We start from the raw sequence: 14,812 nt of genomic DNA, 5'->3' as shown, positions 1-14,812 counted from the left end.
AGGGTTAGTTGCGTGATTCCCATTACGAGGCTGCACCACGACGGTTTGATGTGCTTGACTGCCTGCTGCCCACCCCGGCGGCCGCGCCCAGCGACACCCTGCCTCCACTCGAACACAACCTGTCTGTCTTATCTCCATCGGCATTCAATACCTCACACGCACCAACGATCTAATGTCCGAGTCATTTTTGCGCCCGCCGATCGGCGCGGCTGACGCCATTGCCATGCGGCGCGGCGAAATGGCTCGCCGGATCAACCGGATCAGAAAGGAGGCGATGCCCGCAAGCTTGCAACCCGTGCTGCACCGACTGCCATTTTAAACAACCGTTCAATTCATTAATCGCTTAGGGAGGTTGTTTATGCAACGGAAGTTCGTCGTTCTGATCTTGACGGTTTTTCTCTGCGGTTTGGGGCTGCTCGCCGCGCACGACGCCAAGCAGAAAGCCCCGCAGGCGAACGCCACCCCGATCAAGCTCATGTCGAAGAAAGACATGGACCGGTTTCAAATGAAACCGATCAAGATCGATGAGGCCGCCGCCAACTTCTCCGCCAAGTCAAACCGCCATCAAACCAATGCCGCCCAGGATGTGATCTTCTTCGATGATTTCGAAGGCGGCAAAGCCCCCTGGCAAGCAGGCGCAAGCTGGGGCATCCGCACGCAAGCCTCCGGCCATGCCGACGAGGATCGCAGCGATTGGGAAGTCAACAAGACCAATTTTCGCAGCGCCTCCACCAGTTGGCACGAGACCACGGTGACGGCACTCAGCACCGACATGCTGATGTCGCCGCCATTCACCATCCCCACCCAGACCGCCGCAGGCGACCCGATTGCGCGTCTGACCCTCGACTTTTGGCTCGATTGGGACGCGGCGTTGTCGGCCAACCGGCTGTACGTCTATCTTGGTCTTGACGATGCCCTGTGGGCCTTCAGCACCACCGATCCCGGCGCCGGCACCAGCAGTTGGGTGATGGAAAATCCCGGCGTGCCCCCGTACGACGTGTTCAGCCGGCAATACCTGACCACGCCTGAAATCGATCTCACTGGCGCTGCGACTCCGATTACGCTGAGCTTCATGTACAAATCGGTGTCGGAAATCGATTTCGATTACAACAAAGTCGACGTGTTCACGAAGGATGACAACTTCGTGAGCTATCGCTCGGTCGCTTCTTTTGATGGGCCGAATGGCAGCCCGGGTGGCGGCACCTCAACCTGGAAAACCCATACGGTCAATCTCGACGCCTATGCCGGCAAGATCATCAAGATTCGTTTTGGTGAATTTGGCGATTTCGGGTTCGTGGAAGCTGGCGCCATTTTCGCGTTGGATGACATCACGCTGACGGCCGGCGCCAACACCGTGTTCTCGGACAACGGCGGCGAGAGCGGCTCCTCCACGATGGAGGCCGAGGGCTTTGCGGCCGGCACCAATGTGGCCGCTTATGCCGGCGCTGCCAATCCCAACCCCAACTGGGTGAATGTCGTGGTGCCTGGCAATGTGTTGCTGACCGGCGCCGACGGCGTCCTGCAGCCGGGCGACAATGTCCGCATTGGCATCTTGTTCGGCTATGATCCCACTGGTGCGACCACAACGCCGGCGCCGGTGGGCCGCGGCATGTACATCGACGATGTCAACCTCACTGGGCAGACCATCCAAGATGACGTTGCCGCCCTCAATGTCGATATTCCCTTCCCAATCAAGATCGGCGATGCCGTTGCCTTCACCTTGAACGTCACCAATTCCGGCTCGAATCCGCAAAGCAACCTGCAATGGCAGGGCACCATTCTGAATGCGGCCGGCCAGCAAGTTGGCTCCGTGGTGGGCCGCCGGACTGACGCCCTTGCCCCGGGTGCCACCGCTGGTATCGCCTCGGTGAATACCTGGACGCCCAACGCTCCCGGCGTCTATCGCATCCGCGCCTTCACCCGCCTGGCCAATGACGAAGATCGCTCGAATGACACCACCGCGGTAGCCACCGACGATCCCGACGGCTTTGGCGATGCGCGCTATTCGCCGTTTGTGGTGCATGACGGACGCGTCCTGTTCTCCTCGGCGTTGTGGAACGCGCCCGCCAGCCCGACGCCCTCGCAATTGCTGTCCCGCGGCTTCCAAGTCAATTCCACCCGTTCTGATCCCGGCGTGGTGACTTGGCAAACCACGGCCTCCGCGTTGGTGCCGGCAGTCAACCTGGGCGGCGCGGCTTACAAAGGCGCCTATGTGCAGTTCGATTCGCTCGGCCGGCCCCAGGATGAAGATTTGATCATCCCCAACCTCGATTTCAGCGCGATTACCTCCACCGCCTGGCTGACCTACAAGTCCATCGGCGTCGGCGGCTTCGGCTACACCCGCTTCTCGGTGAGCGTCAGCAACAACGGCGGCGCTTCTTGGAATGACGTGCCTGGCACCGAGCGCGTGCGCGGTGTGGATCCGCAAACCGGTCAAAACTTTGGCGGCCCGGCTTTCTTCACGGCCAACCTCAGACCGGCGGTGCTGGACATCACCCGCTGGGCAGCCGGTTACTCCAACGTCTGGATTCGTTTCCGCTATCAAGGCATCAATGATGCCGACTGGACGTTGTGGAATATCGCGGTCAGCGGCAAGGGCATCCAGGCGGCAACGCTTTCCAGCGTGACCGACATCCCCAACGATCAAGGCAAGCAAGTGCGCTTGACCTGGACCCGCTCGCCCAATGACGGCGGCATCGCCGGTGTGCCGATTACGCACTACGGCGTGTGGCGCAAGCTCGGCAGCGGCGCCGGTGAAAAACCCGCCGGCAACGTGGTCCAAGTTGCCGATCGCCTCAGCATGATCAGCCTCGACGTGACGGCACTGCAGGCGGGCACCCGTTTCTATGATGTTGCCTCGGCCACTTCGTGGGATTTCATCGGAACCGTCCTGGCGCATTCCGATCCGGACTACAACTATGTTGCGCCGACGCTGGCTGACGGTGCGCAAACCTGCTTTGTGGTTTCCGCGCATACCGCCAACCCCCTGGTCTTCGCCAACTCCAACGAAGCCTGCGGCACCTCCACCGATGACCTGCCGCCGAATGCTCCGGCGTTGAGCGGCCAGGCGGAAAGCGGGCGCGTGCAACTGAGCTGGACCGAGCCGGACAATGAAGAACCGGCCTCCTACTCCGTCTATCGCCGCTTGCAGAGCGCTTCCACCTTCGGCGAGGCGATCGCCACGGTGACGGCGCGCGAATATCAGGACACCAACATCGAGAAGAACACCGCTTACGTCTATGCCGTCAAAGCCAAAGACTATGGCGACAACGTCAGCGTCTTCTCGAATGAAGTGCCGGTGGTGACCACCAGCGTGGCCGGCCGGCCGAACGAGGTGTTGCCGACGGAATACGCGCTGGGCAACAACTACCCGAACCCGTTCAACCCGCAAACCACCATCGATTTCGCCCTGCCGGAACGCGGCAGAGTCGTGCTCACGATTCTGAACTCGCTCGGCCAGGAAATCGAACGGCTGGTGGACGCCGACATGCAAGCCGGCTTCCACAAAGTCGTGTGGGAAGCGAAGAGCCACACCTCCGGCGTTTACTTCTATCGCCTGACCATCAACGGCTACACCCAGATGAAAAAGATGGTCTTGATGAAGTAACCCTGCCGTAATGCCCTCGGGCATTGCAAGCCGATCGAAAATCCCGCGCTCCGGCTTCTGGGGCGCGGGATTTTTTTCTGCGTTTTCTCGTCGCCGGCAGGAAAAAAAAAGCCGTTGCCCTCACGTGAGGGCAACGGCTTTTGCGTTTGGCGCTCTGGCGCGGGCCGCGAGCGATTCACAACATGATGCGCATCGTGGTGCCCTCGCCCAGCCGCGATTCCTTGACAAACAACCGGCCGCGATGATATTCTTCGACAATGCGCTTGGCCAGGCTCAGGCCCAGGCCCCAGCCGCGTTTTTTGGTGCTGAAGCCCGGCCGGAAGATGTTCTTGCGGTCGGCGGGATCGATGCCTTTGCCGTTGTCGGTGATGTCGATGATCGCGCGCTGCCGCCGGTTGGCCGCGGCCCGCAGATCGATAGTGATCTCGCCGTGATCATTCTCAATGGCGTCGATCGCATTCTTGATCAAATTCTCCAGCACCCATTCCAGCAGGTCGCGATTCAACGGAATGGCCGGCAGCTCCTCCTTGTGCACTTCCAGGCGGACGGCGCGCCGCATCTGCGGCAGGCGGTTGCGAAAATAACGCACCACTTCGTCGACAATCACGCCCAGGTCTTGCTCCTTGAGATCGGTGCTGGAGCCGATCTGCGAAAAGCGCGAGGCCACCTTGTTCAGCCGCTCGACGTCGCGCTCCATCTCCCTGATGGTCTCGCGCGCGCCGTTTTGCGCGAGCTGGCTCTTGAGCAGCTCAATCCAACCCAGCAATGAGGAAATCGGCGTGCCGAGCTGGTGCGCGGTTTCCTTGGACATGCCCACCCAGATAAATTGCTGCTCCCCGCGGCGAATGCTGTTGAAACCGAGAAAGCCCACCAGAATGAACAAACTCACCACGCTGATGGCGAGATAGGGCAGGCGCTGCAATTGTTGAATGAGACGGGAGTCGCCATAGTAGAGATAGTTGAGCGTGTCGACCTTGCCGGAGACCGGATTCTGGTAGGTGATGGGCACCGGATCGACTTCACGCCGCATCGCCGCCATGATCTCCCGCACTTGTCGCTGCGCGGGCTCGGAGTAGAGCGAATCCTGCGGCACCTCGATGCCCTCCCAACCGATCGGCTCGCCTTCGGGCGTAGCCAGGATGATGGGAAAATCCGTGCGGTTGATGATGACGTCGAAGATGAAGTTCAGATCGCTGTCGCCGGGATCGTTGACGGCGCGCGCATGCAGTTGCGCATAGAACAGAATCACGTTGCGCGCTTCCTGCCGCAGCCCTTTCACCAGGTTTTGCGTGTGCCAAAGCAGGGTGATGATGATGGCGACGGCGGCGACGAACAGCAAACCTTTGATGCGGCCAACGATGCGATAAGGGGCGATCATGTGAAGTCGTGTCCCGCCAAGAAATTCAACTGCGTTGCGAATGGCAGCCGGCGCGCGGTTACTTTGAAAAGTTCAGCCAGCCTGACTGTCATCCGGCAAGGATCCTGTGAAGACTTGCGCGCGGCGCCGAGTATCTCACCGGATTCCTTCTGAATGACACTCGGAATCAAAGATGAGAATCAAAGCCACAGAGAACTTGGCCGTAAGACGCGCAAAGTCAGAATAGAATTCTGTAAGATTCTTGACCACAAAGCAAACGCTTGCGCCGTGAAGAGCGCGGAGTTTCAAAATCAAGAGAGTCCTTCTCCGCGTTCTTCGCCGTGAGCTTTTTAGGTGAATGGCAGGGGAGTGTACCCAAATTTTCACAAGATCCTTACTGGATGACAGTGGTGGTGGATGCCTCGTGCGAGACAACAGTGTACGAATCGGGCTTGTTGCTGCCCGCGGGCTTCAGGTTTCAGCTTGTCTGAAATCTGGCGTACATTGTTACCCTGAAAAATATATCCACACCCTGAATGTCATTCTGAAAGAATCTTGTGAAAATTCGCTCCTGGCCGCATGCTTCACAAGATTCCATCTGAATGACGGACAAAATAGTCACAAGAACTAAGGTGCCAGTGCACGAGTGTCCATCCGAGAGCGTTCCGACCCCGGCTGGGCCGAGGTTTCCAAAACTTCCAGTGGCGTGGAAACTCTGAGGATTTTGATGCATCGGCCAGGCCGTTGCAGGAACATTTTCTCAAGAGTCCGCGGGCGCGGCGATCAGAGCTTGCATGAGCGCATGCACGTGGCCGTTGCTCGCGACGATATTGCCGCTCTCCCAAAAATTCTCCTCGGGAGTGAAGCCGCTGATGCTGCCGCCGGCTTCTTCGACCAACAGGGTGCCCGCGGCAAAATCCCACGGGTTCAAATCATACTCCCAGAAACCATCGAACACGCCGGCCGCCACCAGGGCCAGATCGAGGCTGGCGGAGCCCATGCGGCGCAAGTCTCGCACCTGCGCGAAAAAGCTGTGAAACATGCGCAGATAGGAACCGGCCAGATGCTTCGCGCGAAAGGGAAAACCGGTGGCAATCAAACACTCCTGCAAACGCTGACTCGAGGAAACCCGCAAGCGCTCGCCGTTGCGAAAGGCGCCGCCACCGCGCACGGCAGTGAATTGCTCCTGGCGCAACGGGTCGAACACGACGCCAGCGACGATTTCACCCTGGCGGCGCGCGGCAATCGACACCGCAAAACAAGGCACCCCGTGAATGAAATTCGTGGTGCCGTCGAGCGGATCGATGATCCACTCCACCTCACCGCCGCCGCCCGAGGTGCCGCCCTCCTCCGCCAGCATTTTGTGTTGGGGAAAATGGCGGCGCAGGTGTGCCACAATCGCCTGCTCGCTCTGCCGGTCGACTTCGGTGACAAAATCGAACTCGGCTTTGTGATCGACCTGCAAAGCCGGCCGGTCGCGCCAGCGGGCCAGCAGGATGCGGCCGGCCAGCTCGGCAGCTTCACCGGCGACAGCGAGAAGTTTTTCGTTACTCGTTATCATCACGCAACGCTTATAGATGTCTGTCACCTTGATTCGTGGATGTGATCTCTCGATATAGTATTACTCCGGAAAAACATCACAACCGCGAAGATTTTCGCGAACCGCTAATTCACGCGAATGTACGCAAATTTTTATTCGCGTTGATTAGCGTTAATTCGCGGTTGACAGATTTGGTTGCGGCAAGTTGCCGCGCTGCGTCATTCAGACGAATCTTTTACCATGCTTGGCACTGTTCCCAACGCTTCACAGGATCCTTGCTGGATGACAATGATAGTGGATTTACTTTTCAAGGTAACAGTGCACTAGTCCCAACCAAATTCATTTGCAATGCCGCGCGATCAGGGTTGACCAAAACGCGGAAAGGAGTCCTGATACTTGAATCTTCCAATCGAGGCTTTTTGATCTTGTGTGTTGCCTGCCACTCTCCGGCTCCCGGCAGGTCAGAAAACTGGGCGAAGCCGGTTGCGCCGATGCAAGCAAACACAATCTGCGCGCCTCGGGGTCAGCCGCCGAACCCGTTTCCTGATGGTGAAACTACTGCTCTGGCATCTTGGAATGACAAGACTGCGGTGCTGATTGCTGTCTCGCCCGTGCTAGGCCAGCTCCACCACCGTCACGCCGACGTCACCCTCGCCAAACTGGCCCAGCCGGCTACTCTTCACGTGCGGCAGCGTCTTGAGATGATTGGCAATGCTTTGGCGCAGCGCGCCCGTGCCCTTGCCGTGAATCAGCCGGACTTCGTTCCAGCCCGCCAACAAGGCATCATCGAGAAACTTGTCCACCATGGCGAGTGCCTCGTCCACGCGCATGCCGCGCAGATCGATTTCCGCATGGCGGGCAGCCTCCTGCACGCTCGCTTTCGGCAGTGCCGCGGGTTCGGTTTTCCTGCCGGCCCTCACCGCGCGCAAATCACCCACCGGCACGCGCGCCCGCAAAGCGCCCGCGGCCACCAGCACTTTGCCGGAGGAATCCGGCAGTTCCAACACCGTCGCGAGCGCGCCCTGCTTCAGCCATTTCACCGGCATGCCGATTTCGAATTTTGCGATCCCGGTTTCATCCGTTGCCGGCGGCGGTGGCTCCTCGAGCTGGTTCTCGCGCGCGAGGCGCTCGCGCAGCGCAGCCAGATTTTCCCTGCCCGCTTTGATCGCCTCCCGTGCCGCATTGGTTTCGCGAATCTCCCGCACCGCGTTTTCGATGATGGCGTTGGCGTTTTGCAGCAGCGCTTCGGCTTCGGCATGCGCCTTCTTTTTGATCTCCTGCACCTGCGCCCGCAGACTCTGCTCGCGTTCCTCATACAGCTTCTGCAGGCCGCGTAAGCGGGTTTCCTCCACCTGCAGCTTTTCATTGAGCTGCTGCTGTTGCGCCAGTTTGTTTTGCAGCTCGTTGAGCAGTTCTTCGACGTTGACTTTTTCCACGCCCACCAGGGTGCGCGCCGCTGCAATCACCGGCGCGGCCATGCCCATGCGCTCGGCAATCTCGAACGCGTAACTCGCGCCCGGCAGGCCGGCGCGGAATTGATACGTGGGCGTCAGCGTCTCACGGTCGAAGGCCATCGAGCCGTTGCTCACGCCCGGCTCCTCTTGGGCAAAGGTCTTCAACGCGCCGTGATGGGTGGTGACGATGGTCAAGCAGCCGCGGCGGTTGAGTTCGCGCAGAACCGCGACCGACAGCGCGGCGCCGGCCTCCGGATCGGTGCCCGCGCCGATTTCGTCGATCAGCACGAGATCACCGCTGCCGGCGCGCCGCAGAATTTCAACCAAATGCTTGACGTGCGAAGTGAAAGTGGAAAGATCGTCTTCGATCGACTGCCGGTCGCCGATGTCGACAAAGACGTTCTCGCACAGCGGCACGGCGCTGTCCGGCGAGGCGGGAATGTGCAGGCCGCAGCGCGCCAGCAAGGCCAACAGACCCACGGTTTTCAGCGCCACGGTTTTGCCGCCGGCATTCGGCCCGCTGATCAGCAGCGTGCGCACCGGCAGCGCCGCCTCTGCGGGAAATCCCAGCTCCAAATCCAGCGGCACGACCTTGCGGCGATCTTCATTTTTCAACAAGAGCAGCGGATGGCAGGCATTGATCAATTTCAGTTTGGCCTCGGCCAGCATCTGCGGGGCGCTGGCCGCGAGCTGGCGCGCGGCCTGGGCCTTGGCGTGCATCACGTCAATGGCGATCATGCCCTCGTGATTGGCGAGCAGCGCCGGCAGAACCTGGCGCAGGCGCTCGGTCAACATCTGCAGAATGCGCTCGACTTCATCGCGTTCCGCGCTGTACAACTCGCGCACGCGGTTGTTGATTTCCACCGATTCCATCGGCTCGACGAACACCGTGCGGCCGCTGGCAGAGTGATCGTGTACCAGGCCCGGGACGTGGCGGCGGTGCTCCTCTTTCAACATCAGCACCAGGCGGCCTTCGCGCAGGGTGATCATCTGCTCGCGCAGCATGTCCTGCGCCGCCAGCTTGCGGGCGATGCGTTCGAGCCGGTCGCGCACCTCGGAGAGCGCGCGGGAAATTTCGCGGCGCACGCGCGCCAACACCGGACTGGCGGAGTCCTTCACCGTGCCCTCGGTGAAATTGAGCGCACTCTCCAGCGCGCGTTCGTGTTCCTGCAGGCTGGTGAGCAACAGCGCCGTGCGCAACAATTCGGGGTATTTTTCCCGGCGCGCCAGCAGATAATGGCGCACGCGCCGGGCGGTGGCCGAGAAGCGCGCGAGATCGATGAGCTGTTGAATCTCGAGGGTGCGGCCCTGAATGCGCAAATGCTGCAGCGTCGCGCTCAGGTCGGGCAGGGAAGCAATCGGAAACGTATCATCGAATTCGAGCAGACTGCGCATCTCCGTGACTTCCGCGAGGCGCGCCTGCACGCTGGGCAAATCGGGCAACGGCTGCAGATGCAGAATGGCCTCGGCGCCGGCGGACGACAGCGCGGCCGCGGCCACTTGTTTGAGCACTTTGGGAAGCTCCAGGGCGGCAGCCGCAGCAGGAAAATAGTCTGGGGGTGAAGCACTCATTGCGTCAGTAGTCGCTCATCTTGGGAGGAGGCGGCTTGCCGGGCAATTCGTCCAGCAAGCGCGCGCTGATGGGATCAAGCTCACCAATGCGCTTGTAAGCGGCCTGCAGGGCCTCGCGAAAGCCGGGTGGACCGGGAATGAGCTTGCGCACATAGTCATAGTTCAGCGGCAGGATGATCTTGGTGCGCGCCATGAGCAGGCTGCGTGCCTGCGTGCCCTGCACCACGTGGGGAATCGGCAGCAGCACGAACCCCAGCATGAGCAGGCTGGCCATCAACACGCCGCGATAGAGCCCCAGCCCGGTGCCGGTGATGCGGTTGAACTTCTCGTTCACCGTCATTGCGACCATGGTTTTGATCCATTTCACGAAGAAGAGGTAGGCCAGGGCCAGCAGCGCAAACACGAACACGAAGCCGAGCAGCACGCTCATGTTGGGGGGGAGTTGCACGACGTAGCTGAAGAATTGCGCGAAGTATGGCAGCGCGATCAGGGTAAGCGTGAGGCAAAAGAAGAAACCGAACAAATCCAGCAGGCTTTCATAAAGGCCGCTCTTGAAGCCGCGCCAGGTGAAGTAGGCGAGCACACCCAGAATGAAGAAATCGGCGAAATTGATGATGATTTGCACGGGGTTCCTCACGCACCGGCGGCCGGGGCGAACAGCCCGCCGGCACCAAAAAGAAAAAGTGAACAAAGCGGCTCGTCGGCCGGTTGGATGGCCTCATACCTCGGTGGACGCCGGGCCGGCCAAGCACCGCCGGAGGCCCCAGGAATAGACGAGTCCCACTTGATTCACTTCGCAGAGATGATGAAAGCGCGGTCTCCGGTTTCAGGAGAGCCGTTCCCGCACGAGTTGCTGCAGCAGCTTGCCGTCGGCGCGGCCTTTGGCCAGCGGCATGATTTTCCCCATGACTTTGCCGAGATCCTTGAGATCCTTGGCGCCGCTCTCCTGAATCGCGGTTTCGATGAGAGCGGTGATTTCTGCAGGGCTCAGAGCTTGCGGTAGATAGGCGGCAATGATGTCCAGTTCCGCGGTCTCGTTCGCCACCAGGTCGGTGCGCCCGGCTTTGGTATAGGCGTCGATGGATTCCCGGCGGCGCTTGGCGGCGCTGTTCAAGACTTCCAATTCTTCCTCAGGCTCGAGCGGCCGCATCTTGGCGATCTGCGTGTCCTTGAGTTGCGACCGCAACAGGCGGATGGTTTCCACCCGGCGCTTGTCGCCGCTTTTCATGGCCTGCTTGAGATCTTCGCTGAGTTTCTCCAGCAACGTCATCGCTGTCTCCTGCAGCCGGCTGCGCCGCTCCACTGCGGCTCCCAGGCTCGGTGGGCCGGTGGAGGCAACCGGCTCGCTATCTGCTTTCCAGCGTCGCCAGGCGTCGGGCCTTGCGGCGCGCGATTTTCATTTTGCGCTTCTTCTTCTCGCTGGGCTTTTCGAAGTGCCGGCGCTTCTTCAGCTCCGACATCAAGCCGGCTTTCTCACATGCTTTGGTAAAACGGCGCAGGGCCTTTTCAAAACTTTCGCCTTCACGGACTTTGACAGCAGGCATATGCTTGAACAGCCTCCTCGGGTGGAAATGAAACGAGAGACGGATGGGATTTAAAAAACGGGGGAAAGGTATCATTCACCAGCTTGAAAAACAAGTGTTTTCTCGGAAAATCTCGCGGTTACACGGTCAAAGCTGGCCGTACGCCGCGAAAACCTTGATGGCCGCCGACAACCCCGCGGTCTCCGCGCGCAGGCGCCGCGGCCCCAGGCTCAGCAGCTTGCAGCCGGTTTCCTGCGCCAGGGTGACCTCCTCCTCCGCAAAACCGCCCTCCGGGCCGACCAGCAACAGCACCCTCCGCGGCATGGCCTGCGCTGCCAGGTCCCGCGAAATGTCGCTCGCGGTGGGATGCGCCAGGAGGGCCAGATCGAATTCTGAGAGGCGTTTAGCCAGATCAACGAAGTGGGTGGGTTCGTTCACCGTCGGCCAGACAGAACGGCAGGATTGCTTCATCGCCGCCAGTGTGAGCCGCCGCCAGCGCTCAGTTTTGCCTGAGCCGGGTTGCACTTCGCTGTGTTCGGAGAGCAGCGGGATGAATGCCGAAACCCCGATTTCCGTCGCTTTTTCCACCACCCAATCGAAGCGCGCGCCCTTGGGAACCGCTTGCGCCAGGGTGAGATGCACCGCCGGCTCGCCGAGGTTTTGTGTGAGCGTGTGAATTTTAATGCGCGTTACCGCACGATCACTGAAAAGGATTTCACCGTCGACCGCGGCGTTGCCCGCGCCGTCAACCACCGTGACGCGATCGCCGATTTTGTGATGCAACACGCGGGTGAGGTGATGATGCTCGTCGCCGGTCAGCTCGACAAATTCGGCGGTGAAATTTTCAGGAGGGGCGTAAAAGAATTCGTGGCGTGGCATTAAAACGCCACCCCCACATCCACCAGGCCCTCCAGCTTGCCGTCTTCGTTGAAGGCCCCTTCGAGGCGCAGCACGTTGAGATAGGGCATGTGAATGTGCAGGCCGGCGCCGAAACCGCCGCGGCCGCGGTCGAGATCAAAACCGCCGGCGTGATTCCAGATGACGCCATAGTCGGCAAACAGGCCGGCGCTCACGCCGAACTTGAGTGTTCGCATGTAGCGGCCGATGAGTGAGTCTTGAAACAGGCGGGTTTGTTCGAGGCGGTGATAGCGCAGGGGAATGAGGGGCACGCGCAGTTCCACGCTGGTGAGGGCGAGATTTTCGCCGTGGAGCTGGCGGTAGAAATGTCCGCGAATGCGGTGGCGGAAGCCAAAATTGACGAGATCATCCAGCGGCACACGGCGGGAGGAAAGATCGGCCATGCCGCGGGCGGCGAGGGCAACGCCCTGGTAGATCTTGCGGTAGCGCCGTACGTCCACGCCGTAGCGCCAGTAACGCTGCGCCGCCGGCGTGAAACCCACGCGCTTGGCCCAGAGATTCACATAGCTGCCGCCGCGCGGATATTCATAGAAGTCGCGGGCATCATAGAGATAAGAGGCGATCACACTGGCGCGGTTGTCCTCGCCGCTGAGATCGAGAAGCTCATTGTTGCGGGGATTGCGCACCTGTTGCGGATCAAAGCGCAAGCTGGAATAGCCAAAGCCCAGGCTGAAGAAGTTGAACAGCCCGAAACGTCTACCCAGCGTGAACATGCCGCCCCAGCGCTTTTCGTTGACCTCCTGCCGCGCGGTGGTCAGAAAGCGATTGCGCACCGTTTGGGTGTAGAAGTTCCAGCGGCCGAACAAATTGGCGTGGTTGAACATCCAGGGGTTGCCGTAGTCGAGCTGCAAGGCCGGATTGTAACCCGCCCAGCCTGAAACCGCGAGCGTCTCGCGCCGGCCGCGGAAATTGTAATGCAGCAAGCCGGCGCCATAGGAAAGCTTGCCCCAATCGCGGTCATTCATGAAAAAAATGGGGTAGGGATAAATGTACCAAGCTTCCTCGAGGGAAATCACGAGCTGCACGCCGTCTGCCACGGGAACGCCTGCAATGTCGACGCGGCTGAACAGGCGCAGATTCAACAGCCGCATGCGATCGGCCTCCACCACGGCGGGATCGAAGGGCGTGCCGACTTGCGATTTGATTTCGCGCAGAATGATGTGAGGCTTGGTTTGGCGGTTGCCGGTGATGACCACGGAGGTGATGAGGGGGGGAGTCGCCACGGAATCAGCCGGAAACTCCGGCTCCTGCGCCGATGCCAGCGAATGCCACAGCAGCACCGCCGCCAGCGGCAAAACCGCCTGTCGGGCAATCCGGCCGAAGCCGTGGCGGCAGCCAGAGCGGAGTCGATTCACGGTCGGCATCAAAACTTGTCGAGAATGCGAAAGAGAACACGCCAGTCATCGTAGCCGCGATCCAGGCGTTTGGCAATGTCGACGCGCAGCACGTTTTCCGCGACGAAGATCGAAACGCCGGCGTCATTGCGAAAATCTTTGAGTTTAATCTTGCCGAAATCGAACAAGCCGGCGTCGGGATTGCCCGGCTCCGCGAACCAGGCCAGGCCGGTTTCGGCAAACACGCCCACCGAAACGCCTTCCCAGATGGGAATAAAATCAAGCGGCACGTGGTGCAGCCAGTTCTGTCCGATGATGTAGTTGGCGGTGAGGTAAAGCGCGCGGTCGCCGATGAATTCTTTTTCGCGATAGCCGCGCAAGTTGCCGAGGCCGCCCAGCGGCAGCAGGTGTTGAAACGCGTGGCTGCCGGTGCGCGCGCCGGCCAGCAGCTTGATCTGGAACTTCTGGTCGCTGAAGGTCGGTTGAAACCGCTTCACCGTGACGAACCAGCCGGTGGTGGAAAAATCGCCGAAAGTCTGTTCAAGTTGGAAATCGGCATACCAGCCGTAGATCGGAAAGATGGGATTGTCACGCCAGTCAAAGGCGGTGACGAGCAGCAGGGATTGTTCGTTGCCGGGCACCACCGGAAACGGCGTGCGGCTGTTGGCGGCATAGACTTTGTCCCCGCCGAACAGGCTCCAGTTGCTGTTGCGCCGCACCGGTTCATAGGAGTAGCCGGAGAATTCCAGACGCAGGGTGTGCGCCTGCAGCAGGCGGTAATCGACGAAGCTGCGCACGCCTTTGCGGCTGAAATAATCCATGAAGTCTTCGTGCAGGAAGATCCCGGCCAGTGAGTTTTCCCACTCGCCCACCAGCCAGTCGTCGTTGGTATCGATGCGATTGAAATAATCGGCGCCGAAGGTGAGCTGATCGGGCAGCGACAGCCGGTGTGAGAAGCCGGCATTGCCGCGCCAGCGCTTGCCTTCTTCATTCTTGAAGCCGTAGCCCAAATCACCGAACAGCGTCAGCCCGCTGATTTGGCGCGGGCGATATTTGGCGCCGAGGTTGAGATACAACCCTTCCACGCGATTGAAATGGGTATTGGTGTAGAAGATGACCTGGCGGGCCTGCTGGCCGAGGAAGAAATCTTCGCGCGCCCGCTCGATTTTGAATTGCGCCGCTGCCGGCAAAGCGGGGAGGCAAGCCAAGAGCAACAAGAGTCCACACAACTTCCGCGGTATCAAGTAACGTCTCCTGCACAAGTGAAGTTTTATGAGCCACAAAGGCACGAAGACGCGCCGCGTTCTACGCCAGTCCAAATTGCGTGCGCCGGGTCTTGGTGCCTTGGGAGCCTAAACAATGCTGTCGGTTGGTTAAAATCGCGCGCAAGGTAGCAAACAGGGTGGGAAGATGCAAGGTTTCTTTTGGCTGCGCATTGGCTCATAAATATTGTTACCGAAGGTTTTTTTGAAATGGCGTCGTTGCCTCATAATATGTGTTACCCAAT

10 protein-coding genes are annotated in these 14,812 nt (G+C 60.1%); 1 reads left to right on the top strand and 9 read right to left on the bottom strand.

Annotated features, from left to right (window positions below; genetic code table 11):
- Window positions 1-358 precede the first annotated feature (358 nt).
- Window positions 359-3,607, top strand: a complete 3,249-nt coding sequence (locus L6R21_26175; GenBank protein MCK6562693.1) for a T9SS type A sorting domain-containing protein — start codon at window positions 359-361, stop codon at window positions 3,605-3,607.
- A 175-nt stretch (window positions 3,608-3,782) separates the two neighbouring features.
- On the opposite strand, the gene L6R21_26170 is transcribed toward L6R21_26175, so the two are convergent.
- The 9 genes from L6R21_26170 to L6R21_26130 form a co-directional block, all read right to left on the bottom strand.
- Window positions 3,783-4,985, bottom strand: coding sequence for an ATP-binding protein (locus tag L6R21_26170; GenBank protein MCK6562692.1), 1,203 nt, complete (start codon window positions 4,983-4,985; stop codon window positions 3,783-3,785).
- A gap of 739 nt (window positions 4,986-5,724) precedes the next feature.
- Window positions 5,725-6,552, bottom strand: coding sequence for an inositol monophosphatase (locus L6R21_26165; GenBank protein MCK6562691.1), 828 nt, complete (start codon window positions 6,550-6,552; stop codon window positions 5,725-5,727).
- 566 nt (window positions 6,553-7,118) lie between these two features.
- Complete coding sequence (locus L6R21_26160; protein MCK6562690.1) at window positions 7,119-9,530, bottom strand: endonuclease MutS2; 2,412 nt, start codon at window positions 9,528-9,530, stop codon at window positions 7,119-7,121.
- A 4-nt stretch (window positions 9,531-9,534) separates the two neighbouring features.
- Complete coding sequence (locus L6R21_26155; protein MCK6562689.1) at window positions 9,535-10,155, bottom strand: CvpA family protein; 621 nt, start codon at window positions 10,153-10,155, stop codon at window positions 9,535-9,537.
- A 201-nt stretch (window positions 10,156-10,356) separates the two neighbouring features.
- Window positions 10,357-10,800: a GatB/YqeY domain-containing protein gene (locus L6R21_26150; GenBank protein MCK6562688.1), complete on the bottom strand. Its 444-nt coding sequence runs from the start codon at window positions 10,798-10,800 to the stop codon at window positions 10,357-10,359.
- A gap of 76 nt (window positions 10,801-10,876) precedes the next feature.
- Window positions 10,877-11,074, bottom strand: a complete 198-nt coding sequence (gene rpsU, locus L6R21_26145; protein ID MCK6562687.1) for a 30S ribosomal protein S21 — start codon at window positions 11,072-11,074, stop codon at window positions 10,877-10,879.
- A gap of 126 nt (window positions 11,075-11,200) precedes the next feature.
- A complete protein-coding gene (locus L6R21_26140; GenBank protein MCK6562686.1) occupies window positions 11,201-11,932 on the bottom strand; it encodes a 16S rRNA (uracil(1498)-N(3))-methyltransferase in 732 nt (243 codons plus the stop codon).
- Window positions 11,932-13,326 carry a BamA/TamA family outer membrane protein gene (locus tag L6R21_26135; GenBank protein ID MCK6562685.1) on the bottom strand — a complete coding sequence of 465 codons (1,395 nt, stop codon included), beginning with the start codon at window positions 13,324-13,326 and terminating at the stop codon, window positions 11,932-11,934. Before L6R21_26135 ends, L6R21_26140 begins: the two co-directional genes overlap by 1 nt.
- A gap of 8 nt (window positions 13,327-13,334) precedes the next feature.
- Complete coding sequence (locus L6R21_26130) at window positions 13,335-14,513, bottom strand: BamA/TamA family outer membrane protein (protein ID MCK6562684.1); 1,179 nt, start codon at window positions 14,511-14,513, stop codon at window positions 13,335-13,337.
- Window positions 14,514-14,812 lie beyond the last annotated feature (299 nt).

The sequence above is a fragment of the bacterium genome (assembly GCA_023150945.1).
Classification (GTDB): domain Bacteria; phylum Zhuqueibacterota; class Zhuqueibacteria; order Zhuqueibacterales; family Zhuqueibacteraceae; genus Coneutiohabitans.
This window is presented reverse-complemented; position numbering and strand designations above follow the sequence as displayed.

Coding starts and splice junctions, on each gene's coding strand:
- L6R21_26175 (MCK6562693.1), top strand. CDS start 359: ATGCAACGGAAGTTCGTCGTTCTGATCTTGACGGTTTTTCTCTGCGGT.
- L6R21_26170 (MCK6562692.1), bottom strand. CDS start 4,985: ATGATCGCCCCTTATCGCATCGTTGGCCGCATCAAAGGTTTGCTGTTC.
- L6R21_26160 (MCK6562690.1), bottom strand. CDS start 9,530: ATGAGTGCTTCACCCCCAGACTATTTTCCTGCTGCGGCTGCCGCCCTG.
- L6R21_26150 (MCK6562688.1), bottom strand. CDS start 10,800: ATGACGTTGCTGGAGAAACTCAGCGAAGATCTCAAGCAGGCCATGAAA.
- rpsU (MCK6562687.1), bottom strand. CDS start 11,074: ATGCCTGCTGTCAAAGTCCGTGAAGGCGAAAGTTTTGAAAAGGCCCTG.
- L6R21_26140 (MCK6562686.1), bottom strand. CDS start 11,932: ATGCCACGCCACGAATTCTTTTACGCCCCTCCTGAAAATTTCACCGCC.